The following is a 12,405-nucleotide window of genomic DNA, read 5'->3' as shown; positions in this document are numbered from 1 at the left end:
AGACAGGCGGGCCGGGCTGGCCCGCCTGATCCGGTTCCTAGCCGGTTTTGCCGTCATCGGCGGTTTCGTTCAACTCCATATGGCCTTCGCCCCTGTTCAGGACGCGGCGCAGCATAGGTTCGAAGAACTCCAGCGGCTTGGTCGGATAATTCGGGTCAAACGCCTTCTGATCATATTCATGGCAGAAATAGCGACAATCTTCCCAATAAGGACTGTCGCGATATTTGTCGCGCGCGTTGCGGTCGCCGCCCAGATGGTGGTTGTAGTAGTACCCCTGAAACACACAATGATGCTTGAGAATCCAATACGTCTTTTCGCTGACGTAAGGCTTCATCATCGCCGCTGACAGCTCTCCGTGATTGTAGGGCGACAGAATATCGCCGGTATCATGGATCAACGCCGCCACCACCAGTTCCTCATCCGCACCGTCCTCGTAAGCACGGGTCGCGGCTTGCAGGCTGTGCTGGTAACGGTTGACCGGATAGGGCGTCCATTCTTCGTCCAACGAGCGGATGGCATCGAGGATACGGTCTGGCAGGGCCGCATTATACGCCTCTTCATACTCCATCACGGCGTCCCAGTCGGCCTTGGTGGCTGTTTCGAAACTGGTCCAGGTGGGTTTGTGGCTTTTGTCCAGCATGGCTGATCCTTTGGCATGTGTCCTGAGCGAAAGCGTAGTTCGAAACCACCCTTCAAAAAAATGAATTGATTTTATCGCAATGATCAAAAAATACTTTCGACATGCAATTCAAAGCTCTGGAAACTTTTCTCTGCGTGGCCGAAGCCGGTGGCTTTCATGCCGCCGCTCGCAAGTTGAATGTGACGCAGACCGCTGTCAGCGCGCGTATTCGCCTGATCGAGGAGGAAACCGGCAGGGCGCTGTTCACGCGCGGTGCCGGAGGAACGGCGCTGACCGAGTTCGGCCGGCAGTTCAAACCCTATGCGGAACAGATGTTGTCCCTTTGGGGCTTTGCATCGCGCGACCTGCCGGGACAGGCACAGAACCGCCCGGCACTGCGGTTGGGCGGCCAGCTCAGCATCTGGGATCCGTTGCTGGTGGACCTGGCGGTTCGGTTTGAACAGCGCTTTGGCAAATTGCTGTTGACGCTGAACTATGACCACGACCTGAACATGGTCGAAGCGGTGGCAACCCATGTGCTGGACGCGGCGATCACACATGAAAAGCCGGCGGACCGGCGTGTCACATGGTACGCGCTTGAACCCGAGCTATTGTCCCTGGTCCGGACGCCACAGGCTGACGGCACGGACGATGACATGATCTTCGTCAACCTTGAACTGGGCGAGGTCTATCAGGACCATGTCAGATCGGCTGCGCGACGGGCGTCGGGTCAGACAGTGTTTCTTGGCAATTGCATGATGGCGCTGCGATATGTTCTGCACCGAGGCGGAAACGGCTATTTCCCCGATTACGTCATTTCCGAACATCTGGCCTCGGGTGCTCTGGAGCGGGTCGAGGACAGTATCAGCTTGCCGCTGCCCATGTATCTGGTCACCCGCGGTGATCGCGAGGAATTTGACGACATTCACAGCTGTTTGGTGGATCTTCGCGGCTAGAACTCAGGCCGGTGTCGGCATGATCTGGGGATCGCGCTGCCGTTTTCGCACAAGCGGCCGACCAGCAACAAGCAGGAAAAGGCCCGAGATCAGCACCCCTATGATTGCGGGAAGGTACAGCAGAAACCAAAGCTCCGGGTCATCGATCACCACCGGGGAAACAAACCCGCGCACACCTTCAAGCAGCACAAGAATGGTGAAGGCGCCCAATATCTGAGGCCACAATCCAAACCGGGAAAAGCTGCCCAGCATCAGGGTTGAATACCCGGCCAGCGCCACGGCGATGCAAATCGCAATCCACGAGAACCGCTGGTGCAGCTCTTCGATCAGTTTGCCTTGGCTGAACCCCTCCGTGGCTGAAACCTCATCCCGGTTGCGGATCAGGTCGGCGGTTGGAATGGCTTCGAGGCTGCGCCGGGCCATCGGATTTGTATTCGTCAGTTCCGAGATGTCGTAGGACGCGTCCTGGAACAGGGTCGATGACAACACCTTGCCTTCCTTGTTCAGGCGCAATGCAACCCCATCAACCATCACAAGGTGAATGCCAGCATCATTGTTGACCAGATAGGCCGTTACGCTTGAATAGCTGACCGCGTTTTCAGGATCGCGGCGATCAGACACGAAGACTTCATGAAGTGTGCCGTCCAGATCAATCCTGCCTATGTAAACCGTGACACCTTCGGCGGGGTGCAGAAATTCGCCTTCGTTCAACAGTTGAGCCGTCACATCTCCGGCCACTTCAGCCTGCCGGATTTCCAGCTGTTCAACCGAGGCCGGGCGCAGGAACACGCTGATGATCGCCATCATCACCCCGGTAATCACACCGAACAGCAGCACCGCCCGGGCAAGCCGCCAAGGGCTGGATCCGGTGGCCAGCATAACCGTCAGTTCGCTTTCGCGGCTCAGGCGATTTGTGGCATAGACGGCGGCGGCAAACACCGCCATGGGCATGACCGTGCGGATCAGGGTCGGCAAAGTCAGCGCGGTGAATTCCAGAAAGACCATCGCCGACTGCCCACCGCTGATGACCCTGTCAAACAGGCTGACAGACCGGGTGATCCAGAACACACCGACAAGCACCAGGGTGAAAAAGCCAAACAGAATCAGCAATTGCCGCAGGAAATATCCATCAAAACGCGACATGGGGCCTCGTGCGTGTGTTCGTTTGCAGCGGACACTAGGGCATTAAGCCGGCAGAGGAAACAGGCATTGGACGTCAGGATGCCCCGGTATGCAACCTTGGCGCATTCCCGCATTCTCCCAACGACGCCGATTTGGCCCCGAAGAGGTTAAAGGCCAACCCTTTGTGAAAATGGCAGTTCGTGGCACAATTCAGGAATTGTTCAGAAGGGAGTTTTCGACTTGGCACTGTTTTTTTCACGCCGCACTTATAACGCCCCGAAGAAAAAGTTCACGTTTAAGCCGGCGGCAAAGACCAGGTATGTTCACATCACCCAGCAAAGCCCTGGTGGAAAAATTCGTAAGGGTAGTATTATCAAAAAAACCAAATGGCTGGATCTCGTGCGACAGGAGGGCGGGGATTCGGCCGTCCTGATCTATGTTCACGGGTTCAACACCAGCCAGAAGGACATGCTGGACCGGCTGGGGAAAATAGAAACCAATCTCAGGGGCAACGGGTATCAGGGCGCGGTCGTTGCCTTTGACTGGCCCAGCGACGGATCGGTGCACACCTACGACTCGGACCGCTCCGATGCCAAGGCGGTGGCGCCGCATCTGGTGGGGGACGGGATCTTGCCGCTGTTGGGGATGTCGCCACGCCCCAAGGTGCATCTGATCGCGCATTCCATGGGGGCGTTGGTGGTACTGCGCGCTTTCTCGGACTTCGGGGATTCGGCCGGGCCAGGCAACAAGATATGGTCGGCGGATCAGGTCATGTTTGCGTCAGCGGACATCGATTCAGAATGGCTGGAAAAGGGCGCATGGGGCGATCTGGTCCTGAAAAAACGGTGCAAGCGATTCACCAATTACTATAGCCGGAAAGACAAGGTGCTGGCCCTGGCCGGTGGGATTGTTCACGGCGGTCGGCGTCGCGCTGGTCGTGTCGGGATGCCGAAGCTGACCTCGAAAGGTCATTGGGATATTTTCTGTGACCACCAATATCAACGAGACGTCCCCAAAGGGCAGCGCAAGATGATGAAGTCGCATCGCTGGTGGTTCGACAGCGGCGGGTTTTATGAGGACCTCGCCCTGACGATCGACGGCCATCCGGCAAAAACGATGCCGACCCGGCACAAGACAAATATCGGGGATCTGGCGCTGCTGGCCTGACTGACCGGTCGCCCAACACCTTTCTATGGTGCAAAGCCCGATTTTGCAGGTTCTGCTCAAGTACCGTCTTTGGACGGATTCTCTGCACGTTCTGATATCGTCACTATGGGTTGCTGACCAGAAACGGAAAGGGCGCGCTCGACCACAAGCGCGCCCCAGTCACAAGGGAGAAACTGAAAACCTGCGTTCTGTGCAGAACCTGAACGCCAACTCTTTGACATCCTCAGATAACCAGACTTCCCGATGTCAGTCAGTGACGCTGTTCACACTCTGGGCCGGTATTTTTAGATGGCATATAGGGTTTGGCTGCACTGCGGCTCACAAAGCCTGCATGCGTTCTTATTGCCGGTCCGCCCCGGCCATAGCCGAAAGCCGCGCGCGCTGGAAACGCGCCAGGCACGATTGCCGAATGGTGTTTTAATGCGGATGGCAGGGGCAGCAGGGTTCGAACCCGCGACCTACGGTTTTGGAGACCGTCGCTCTACCAACTGAGCTATACCCCTATGGTGAGCCCCAGATATGACAGCCGCGCGGCGGACTCAAGAGGCTTTTTCGAATTCCACGCCACTATCTGAGCCGACAAACAAGTTGCGCAAAATGTGCAGTGCGCTAAGACAAGGTCCGGTCAGCAAAAGGAACCCCGTGTGAACCTCCGCAAGAAGATCGCAGACAGCGAAGCCGTGCTGAACTGGGTGGCCCGCCGGATCGCCACTTACATTCGATTGGTCAACCGCAACACACGCTGGCAGCGCATCGGATACGAAGAACTGGATCAGCTGGCCGAACAAGGTGAGCCGGTCATCGTCGTGCTGTGGCATCAACGGCTGGCGCAGTCGCCCTATTTCTTCCCGCTGGACAAGGGGCGCATCTGTTCGATCACCTCCTCTGCCCGGGCGGGCAGCATGGTGGGCCGAGTACAAAAGCTGTTTGGCATGGACACGATCGCCATGGCCAGCAACACACGCCACGTCGCCTTGTCACGTCAGGTTCTGGGCAAGATGAAGCAGGGTATCTCTATTGGGATCGCGGCAGATGGTCCGCGCGGGCCCGAACGGGTTCTGTCGACGGTTCCGTTGGTATGGGCGCGCACCTCGGGCAAGCGCGTATTCGGTATCACCTTTTCCACGAAACATGGTCGCGAAGCGGGAACCTGGGATCACCTTCTGATGCCCCGCCCCTGGCGAAATGAAGGCGTGTTTCTGTGCCGGGAATGGACTGAAACAGTGCCCCGCAAGGCCAGCGAAGAGGAAATCGAGACCCTGCGCCTGAGCCTGGAGCAGCACATGAACGACATCACGGCAGAAGCTGACCGGATGGTCGGGCGCGAGCCCTGGTCACCTGACGCCTAACCGCCCCTGAGACGTTGCATCAGATAGACTTCACTGCCTTCGGGAATCGGCTCGGTAAGCCCGGTGGCTATGACGCGCCCGTCGATCGCGATGGAGACCCCTGCATCAATGGGGGCCTGCAACTGTGGGTGGGCACGGACCAAAGCCCGTAATAGCTCTCCGGTGGTTTTGGCCTCGACCTCAACCACTTGCTGGCCCCCGGTCAGTGACCGGAGGCCGGACCAAAGGTGGACCTCAACCATTTTCTTTCAGGGCCGCCAGAATGCGCGGCGGAGACATCGGCAGTTGCTTCATCCGAACACCCGCCGCATTGGACACCGCATTGGCAATGGCGGCCAGGGGCGGCACAATGCCCGTCTCGCCCACGCCGCGCACCCCGAACGGGTGGCCCGGGTTGGGCACTTCGACGATCACCGTGTCAATCATCGGCAGGTCACTGGCAACGGGAATCCGGTAGTCAAGAAAGATCGAGTTCTGCAACCGGCCATCTTCGCCATAGATGTATTCCTCGTTCAGTGCCCAGCCGATGCCCTGTGCGGCGCCACCCTGAAACTGCCCTTCCACATAAGTCGGGTGGATCGCCTTGCCGGCGTCCTGAATGACCGTGTACCGGGTGATCGATGTCTTGCCGGTTTCCGGGTCGACCTCGGCATCGACGATATGGGTGCCAAAGGATACGCCCGCGCCTTCGGGGGTTGCTTCGAAATGGCCCGAAATCGGGCCTCCGGTCGATCCCATATCCGCCGTGATGTCGGCCAAAGGCATCGGGTCGAAATCCCCCGCATTAGGCCCCGAGGGCACCGCGCAGCCGTCTTCCCATTTCACCGCATCGACCGGGATGCCCCACTTGGCCGCCGCACGTTCGCACAGTTTCTCGACCGCGTGTCTTGCGGCCTTGATCGTCGCGAGGCCCGACGCGTAGGTCACGCGCGAACCATGGCTCACGTCGTTGTAACCCAGCGTCGCCGTGTCGGCGATGGTCACGCGGATGTTTTCATACGGAATGCCCAGAACCTCGGCCGCCATCAAGGCCATGGATGCGCGCGACCCGCCGATGTCGGGTGTGCCGACCATCAACTGCGCCGAACCATCCTCGGACAGTGCCAATGAGACGCTGGTCTCGCCCCCGTGGTTGAACCAGAAACCGCAGGAAACCCCGCGCCCCTGACCCGGCTTCAGCGGTGCCGCGTAATGGGGATGCGCCTTGGCAGCCTCAAGCGTTTCCACCAGACCGATGCGTTCGTAGGTCGGGCCATAGCTGGCCTTCGTGCCCTCATGCGCGGCATTTTTCAGACGCACATCAATAGGATCAAGGCCCAGCTTGTTGCAGAGCTCATCAAGGACGGATTCAACGGCGAAGGCGCCCATCGGAGCGCCCGGCGCGCGGTACGCGGCCTGTTTCGGACGGTTCGACATCACATCGTAACCGATCTGCTTGACGTTGGTCAGGTTGTAGGGCGCAAAGGCACACATGGCCGTCATATCGCCCGGGGCGCCGGGGAAGGCCCCGCCTTGCAGGCGGAAGACACCCTGCGCCGCCGTGATCGTGCCGTCTTTCTTCATGCCGATCTTCACGTCCATCGACGCCGAAGAGGTCGGCCCGGTGGCACGAAAAACTTCGGACCTGGTCATCACGATCTTGACCGGACGGTTGGCCTTGCGGCTGAGCGCCAGCGCGACGGGTTCGATGAACACCGTGGTCTTGCCGCCAAAACCGCCGCCGATTTCAGACGCCGTGACGCGCAGCTGAGAGGTTTCGATTCCCAGCAGCGCCGCACAGGTCTTTTGCGCGATCCAGTGACCTTGGGTTGTGCACCACAACTCGCCCTTGCCGTCATTGCCCAACATGCCCAGGCAGGCATGCGGTTCGATATAGCCCTGATGGGTCGCCTCGGTGACAAAGCTGTCTTCGATAACCAGATCGGCCTCGGCAAAGCCCGCCTCGACGTCACCGTGACCGCTTTCGTGATAACGCACGACGTTCGGGTGCATCCCTTCCGGCACCGAATAATCCGCAGCACCTTCCCGGATCACCGGCGCATCCGGGGCCATCGCTTTGTCCACATCGGTGACGTGCGGCAGCACCTCGTATTCGACCTCGATCAGTTTCAGCGCATCACGTGCCGCCAAGGCAGATGTGGCCGCCACCGCAGCTACCGCGTGCCCGTCATAGAGCGCCTTTTCCCCCGCCATGACATTTTCCAGCACATTCCAGAATTCGCCTTCAAGCCCGGGCTTGAACGGGACATCGGCGAAATCGGCGCGGGTCACGACGGCTTTGACGTCCTTCAATGCCTCGGCTTTCGAGGTATCAATCCTGACGATCCGGGCATGGGCATGGGGTGAGCGCAGAATCGCGCCGTGCAACATGCCGGGGGCCGAGATATCCGCACCGAACTTGGCCCGGCCCGTCACCTTGTCCAGACCGTCAGGGCGATCGGGGCGGGTGCCAACGAAGGTGAAGTCAGTTTTGCGATCGTCCAGAGCCATTATGACGCCTCCCGCATCTCAGCCGCCGTGTCCATCACGGCGCGAATGATCTTGTCGTAACCGGTGCAGCGGCATAGGTTGCCCGCTAGCCAATAGCGCGTTTCTTCCTCGGTCGGATTGGGGTTCTTCTCCAGCAGCGACTTCGCCGCCACCAGAATGCCCGGGGTGCAGATGCCGCATTGCAGCGCGGCGTATTCGATCATCTTCTTCTGCAACGGGTGCAGGATGTCACCATCCGCAATCCCTTCGACGGTTTCGATCTGCTTGCCTTCGGCCTCGACACCCAGCATCAGGCACGAGCACACAAGGCGGCCATCGACGGTGACCGAACACGCGCCGCAATCACCGGTGCCGCAGCCCTCTTTGGCGCCGGTCAGGTTCAGTTTGTCGCGCAGACAGTCCAGCAGGGTTTCGCGCGGGTCGCACAGGTATTCGACTGCGTCCCCGTTCACGGTGGTGGATACGTGGAGCTTGCTCATGCGTTTTCTCCCTTCGCGCGGGCATAGGCGATCTTTGCGGCACGTTTGGCCAGAACGCCGGCGACTTCGGTACGGAATGCGATCGTACCTCGTTTGTCGTCGATCGGATTGCAGGCGGCGGACGCGGCCGCGGCCAGTGCGTCAAGGGCGGCATCGTCCAAAGTGCTGCCGATGATCGCGTTGGCACAGTCTTCAACCAACAGAACGGTCGGTGCCACGGCACCCAGCGACACGCGCGCCTCGGTGATGACTTCACCGTCCAGACGGAGGTTCACACCTACGCCCACCACCGCAATGTCCATTTCGGTACGGGGGATGAACCGCAGATAGGCGTCGCCCCCATTCTTGCCTCGGGCAGGGATGTTGACGGCCGAGATCAACTCGCCCTTCGCCAGCGAGGTCTTGCCGGGCCCGGTCGGGATGTCCTCGACCGCAACGTCACGCGTGCCATCGGGGCCGGTTACGGTGACGGTCACGCCTGCGGCCACCATGGCGGGCACGGAATCAGCCGCAGGTGAGCCATTGCACAGATTGCCCGTCAGCGTCGCGCGGCCCTGAACCTGAGTTGAACCGATCAGGTCCATCGCCTCGACCACACCGGGCCAGTCGCGGCCAAGCTCGGGGTGCTCGCTCATCTCGGCGCCGGTGACGGCCACGCCGATCGTCCAACTGCCGTCGGCATTGCGGGTGATGTCACGCACGCCGTCGATCTTCTTGATGTCGATCAGCGTATCGGGCGTCACCAGTTCCGAGCGCAGTTGCACAAGTACATCCGTACCGCCCGCCAGAAAACGTGTGATGCCCGTCGCGTTCGCGGCCAGAGCCGAAGCTTCGGCAAAGCTGGCAGGGCTGTGATAATCCATGAAGCTACCTCGTACCTGTTGGTCAGGAATATCTGGGTTCGCGGCGACGTTAATTCACCCCTCGTCCGGCGTCCATGGGCCGAGCGATCAAAATTCAACTTCCAAATGTCGCTTTTGGACAGGGTTCAGAGATCGATCTCGATCACCCCATCAGGTTCCGCCGCGCGGCTTTGGCACAGGATCATGGCGCCTTCGCGCTGTTTGCGGGACAAAACGAAATCCCGATGCTCGACCTCGCCCGAAATGACACCGCATTTACAGACGCCGCAGATGCCGTCTGCGCATTTCACATCCACATGAATACCGGCTTCGTTCAGAATTTGTGCGGCGTCCTTGTCTGCGGGCACGGGCAGTGTCCGGCCCGAACGCGCAAGCTTGAGCTCAAACGCGTGGTTTTCATATTCAGGCGTTTCAGGAACCGAGAAATATTCCAGGTGACGCGCCTCTTCGGGAAAGCCCTGCTGCTCGGCCGCCTGAACCACGCCGTCCATGTAACGATCCGGCCCGCAGGTATAGACATGCCATCCATGCCGGTAGCCGGACAGAATTACATTCAGGTCGGCGCGGGTGCCTTCATCCGAGAAATGGTAATGAACGCGATCCGCCCAGGGCATGGCGGCCAGATCATCCAGATACCCCGCCCCGCCCCGTGTGCTGGCCGAATAGTGTAATTCGAACTCGCGGCCCAGCGCATGCAGACGATGGGCAAATGCGATCATCGGGGTGATTCCGATGCCGCCACCCATGAGGAATGTTCTGGTGGCCCTTTCATCCAATTCAAAGTGGTTGATCGGATTGGACACGAAAACCTTTCGGCCCTCGGAGAAGATGCGATGCAACAGCGCGGACCCGCCGCGCCCGTCATCCTCGCGCAGCACTCCGATCTGATATTTCGTACGATCCGACGGGTCGCCGGACATGGAATATTGCCGCAGGAATTCCGGCGCGACCAGAACGTCCAGATGTGCGCCCGCTGTCCATCCCGGCAGGGGCGCACCGTCCAGCGATGCAAATTCGTATTTCGTGACATCCGCCGTCATCTTTTCAACCTTGGTCACGGCGACCCGCATCACAGGCGCATCACCAGCGATCTGATAGCGATGGATGATCGACATGTCCCCGCCTGCCTTGCGGGCCTTGTACTCGTCAGCCGTCACCATGGCCTCATAGGCTGCAATCCCGGCCTCTCGGTCCATTGCAAAGGGATAGGGCCATGGGTGCGGAGCCAGATAAGCGGGATAGACGGCTAGGGTCTGATCCTCGTATTTCAGGTCCAGATCCTTTTGCAGATCGCGCCGGTTCAACAAGTGCGTCGTAGGGCGATAGGCGCCGTCGGGCTGCAACTCGATATCCCACCACCATTTCTTGGTGTCGTTCAGCCCGCCATTGCCGACCGCATCGTCCAGCCTGGCCAGCGCGGGCGCGGCGGTGGGGATGTTCATCGCAGCCCAGCGGAACGGGCGTTCAGCGAAGAGGCCTTCGAGGTTCCACGGGCAGGTCTTCATGCAGCGCCCGCACATCGCGCCGCCCGGGGTCGCCACACGGTACGTGGCGCATTTCTGGCTGTCGGATTTCCAGATTTCGTAACCGTTGAACATCAGCTTCGGTCCGGCGGTGATCGCGCCCGAGGGACATTCGCGGGCGCATTTGTTGCAGGATTCGCAAAAGGTTTGCAGGCCGAAATCGATGGGTTTGTCATGCGTCATCGGCATGTCGGTCGTCACCACGCCTGATTTCAGACGCGGGCCCAGATAGGGGTTCAGGATCACTTCTCCGATCCGGCTGACCTCTCCCAACCCCGAAAGCAGCAAAAGCGGCGGTTGCAGCACCTCGCCATCCATCACCGTATGCGCCTTGGCCTTGTAGCCCAGGTTGCGGATCTGTTGGGCAATCACGCCGCCCAGCAGCGAAAAGCGCAGATAGGCGCGCATGGATTGGGCGACGCTGATCCAGTCGTCACCGCTGGCACCTTCCATCGTTTCATAGCCCTGATCGATGATCATGCTGATGGCCTGATCATGCGGCGGCACGATTTCTTCGCCCGTGGCGTCATGAGAATACCACGCCCATTCCGGGCAGCGGCTGAGGCCCACCGCATCGACCCCAAGGAAATAGGTCGCCGCCTTGATGTTCGCCGCATTGCGCTCGGCATCGGTGGGTCCGGCGACCTCGGCGCTTTCACCATCCTGCAACAGAACGAATGCACCCAGCGCGCGACGCTGGGCAAAGCTGGGCGCGGCCTTGCGCACGTAGTACCCGCCTTTCGCGGCGTCCTGCAATGACTTGCCCATGTCGCCGAACTGGGCGCGGGCGAACATGTCGGCGCGCTTGGGAACGCGGGCCACATTCTCTTCGTCGATATAGGTTGTCGGAGCCTCGACCCGTTTGAGCTTTTCGAAGGGATGGGCCCCGTCCACATAGCGTCGTTTGGCATATGGGTCACGGTTGAGGGCGTTCTTGGCAAATCCCGTGCCCAGCCACCATGCCGGACCTTGGGTCCGAAACCACGGCTGTTGCGGCATGGGCCTCAGCGGCCGGTCATGCGCGATGGGCATCTCGGTCGTCACGGCAGCAAGGCCAAACCGGGTGCCCAGCCAAGGCGCAACCAGCTGGTCGCCCTCGACCGAGGCCAGACCGGCGGCCATGGCCAGCTTGCCCAGATCAACTTCGGACGACATCATGCTGTGCGCGCGGGCGTCAAAACCCAGCAGTCGGATATAGTTGGCGATGACCACGGCATTCTCGGTTGCCAGCAGGCAGGCACGATGATCCTGCGCGTCGATGATCCAGTCCGCACCGGGTTCGGAAGGGTCAGGGTCGCGGTTGTGTTCGTAAAGAAAGACGATGGCGTGACGGTGGTCGTCAATCGGCTTGGGCGCGGCCTCCATACTGTCTTTCAGATCGGCCATGATGAGATCGATCCCAGAGGCCAGCGTTTTGGTCTGGCGCGTGCGCAATGCGTGGGCAAGCCGGTCGATATCGGGGTTGCGGCGTGGTTCCTCCAGCAGTGCATCCGACGGCAACGGCCCACAGCCCATCATCGATGCGTCGTTGAAATACCCAAATGCCTTCAGATGGTTGGCGCGCTCCTGCGGATCTGAGGGGATCTCGGATGCAATCGGGTTCACCAACCCGTCGCGGATCGCGTCCAGCATCGCCTGAAACTCGCCCATGGCGTTGACGATGCTGTAGGGCCGTTCCGGCCGGAGGAAACTCAGTTCGCCCATGGCGGGCACGCGCGACAAATCCGGCATGGTATCTTGTCGGGTCAAACGCTCCAACGGGTATCGCCCCATGTGAACGGGCCGGTTCTTGTCCGAGAAAAAGCGGAATCCCATTATGCGCCTCCTGTTGCCACTC

General features: G+C 60.1%; 10 protein-coding genes and 1 tRNA gene. 3 read left to right on the top strand and 8 right to left on the bottom strand.

All coding sequences use genetic code 11. From position 1 onward, the window contains the following. Nucleotides 1-37 precede the first annotated feature (37 nt). Nucleotides 38-640 carry an HD domain-containing protein gene (locus tag GS605_RS00960; protein ID WP_152458899.1) on the bottom strand — a complete coding sequence of 201 codons (603 nt, stop codon included), beginning with the start codon at nt 638-640 and terminating at the stop codon, nt 38-40. A gap of 101 nt (nt 641-741) precedes the next feature. Between GS605_RS00960 and GS605_RS00955 the strand changes: the two genes are divergently transcribed. Further along, a complete protein-coding gene (locus tag GS605_RS00955) occupies nt 742-1,575 on the top strand; it encodes a LysR family transcriptional regulator (protein ID WP_171722796.1) in 834 nt (277 codons plus the stop codon). Nucleotides 1,576-1,578: 3 nt separating this feature from the next. Here GS605_RS00955 and lptF read toward each other — a convergent pair whose 3' ends face one another. After that, complete coding sequence (gene lptF, locus GS605_RS00950; protein ID WP_171722795.1) at nt 1,579-2,718, bottom strand: LPS export ABC transporter permease LptF; 1,140 nt, start codon at nt 2,716-2,718, stop codon at nt 1,579-1,581. Nucleotides 2,719-3,096: 378 nt separating this feature from the next. Here lptF and GS605_RS00945 point away from each other — a divergent pair, with 378 nt between their 5' ends. Further along, a complete protein-coding gene (locus tag GS605_RS00945) occupies nt 3,097-3,864 on the top strand; it encodes an alpha/beta fold hydrolase (protein ID WP_171634209.1) in 768 nt (255 codons plus the stop codon). Nucleotides 3,865-4,291: 427 nt separating this feature from the next. Here the strand turns inward: GS605_RS00945 and GS605_RS00940 are convergent. Beyond that, nucleotides 4,292-4,367, bottom strand: a tRNA-Trp gene (locus GS605_RS00940). A gap of 141 nt (nt 4,368-4,508) precedes the next feature. On the opposite strand from GS605_RS00940, the gene GS605_RS00935 reads away from it, so the two are divergent. After that, complete coding sequence (locus GS605_RS00935) at nt 4,509-5,213, top strand: DUF374 domain-containing protein (RefSeq protein ID WP_171722794.1); 705 nt, start codon at nt 4,509-4,511, stop codon at nt 5,211-5,213. On the opposite strand, the gene GS605_RS00930 is transcribed toward GS605_RS00935, so the two are convergent. The 5 genes from GS605_RS00930 to GS605_RS00910 form a co-directional block, all read right to left on the bottom strand. Continuing rightward, nucleotides 5,210-5,455, bottom strand: a complete 246-nt coding sequence (locus GS605_RS00930; RefSeq protein WP_152458904.1) for a MoaD/ThiS family protein — start codon at nt 5,453-5,455, stop codon at nt 5,210-5,212. The two genes, GS605_RS00935 and GS605_RS00930, sit on opposite strands and share 4 nt — an antisense overlap. Beyond that, nucleotides 5,448-7,703, bottom strand: a complete 2,256-nt coding sequence (locus GS605_RS00925) for a xanthine dehydrogenase family protein molybdopterin-binding subunit (RefSeq protein WP_171722793.1) — start codon at nt 7,701-7,703, stop codon at nt 5,448-5,450. The genes GS605_RS00930 and GS605_RS00925 overlap by 8 nt, the downstream gene beginning before the upstream one ends. Further along, nucleotides 7,703-8,182: a (2Fe-2S)-binding protein gene (locus GS605_RS00920; RefSeq protein WP_152458906.1), complete on the bottom strand. Its 480-nt coding sequence runs from the start codon at nt 8,180-8,182 to the stop codon at nt 7,703-7,705. Before GS605_RS00920 ends, GS605_RS00925 begins: the two co-directional genes overlap by 1 nt. Beyond that, nucleotides 8,179-9,045, bottom strand: a complete 867-nt coding sequence (locus GS605_RS00915) for a xanthine dehydrogenase family protein subunit M (RefSeq protein ID WP_171634219.1) — start codon at nt 9,043-9,045, stop codon at nt 8,179-8,181. Before GS605_RS00915 ends, GS605_RS00920 begins: the two co-directional genes overlap by 4 nt. Before the next feature lie 125 nt (nt 9,046-9,170). Further along, complete coding sequence (locus GS605_RS00910; RefSeq protein ID WP_171722792.1) at nt 9,171-12,383, bottom strand: reductive dehalogenase; 3,213 nt, start codon at nt 12,381-12,383, stop codon at nt 9,171-9,173. Between the last annotated feature and the right edge of the window lie 22 nt (nt 12,384-12,405).

The organism is Ruegeria sp. HKCCD7559 (genome assembly GCF_013110575.1).
GTDB lineage: Bacteria > Pseudomonadota > Alphaproteobacteria > Rhodobacterales > Rhodobacteraceae > Ruegeria.
Note: the sequence above shows the minus strand (reverse complement) of the source record. Positions and strands in the feature narration are given on the sequence as shown.

Bases quoted from the DNA above. Each gene is read 5' to 3' on its own strand.
- GS605_RS00960 (WP_152458899.1), bottom strand. From the start codon at position 640: ATGCTGGACAAAAGCCACAAACCCACCTGGACCAGTTTCGAAACAGCC.
- GS605_RS00955 (WP_171722796.1), top strand. From the start codon at position 742: ATGCAATTCAAAGCTCTGGAAACTTTTCTCTGCGTGGCCGAAGCCGGT.
- lptF (WP_171722795.1), bottom strand. From the start codon at position 2,718: ATGTCGCGTTTTGATGGATATTTCCTGCGGCAATTGCTGATTCTGTTT.
- GS605_RS00930 (WP_152458904.1), bottom strand. From the start codon at position 5,455: ATGGTTGAGGTCCACCTTTGGTCCGGCCTCCGGTCACTGACCGGGGGC.
- GS605_RS00925 (WP_171722793.1), bottom strand. From the start codon at position 7,703: ATGGCTCTGGACGATCGCAAAACTGACTTCACCTTCGTTGGCACCCGC.
- GS605_RS00920 (WP_152458906.1), bottom strand. From the start codon at position 8,182: ATGAGCAAGCTCCACGTATCCACCACCGTGAACGGGGACGCAGTCGAA.
- GS605_RS00915 (WP_171634219.1), bottom strand. From the start codon at position 9,045: ATGGATTATCACAGCCCTGCCAGCTTTGCCGAAGCTTCGGCTCTGGCC.
- GS605_RS00910 (WP_171722792.1), bottom strand. From the start codon at position 12,383: ATGGGATTCCGCTTTTTCTCGGACAAGAACCGGCCCGTTCACATGGGG.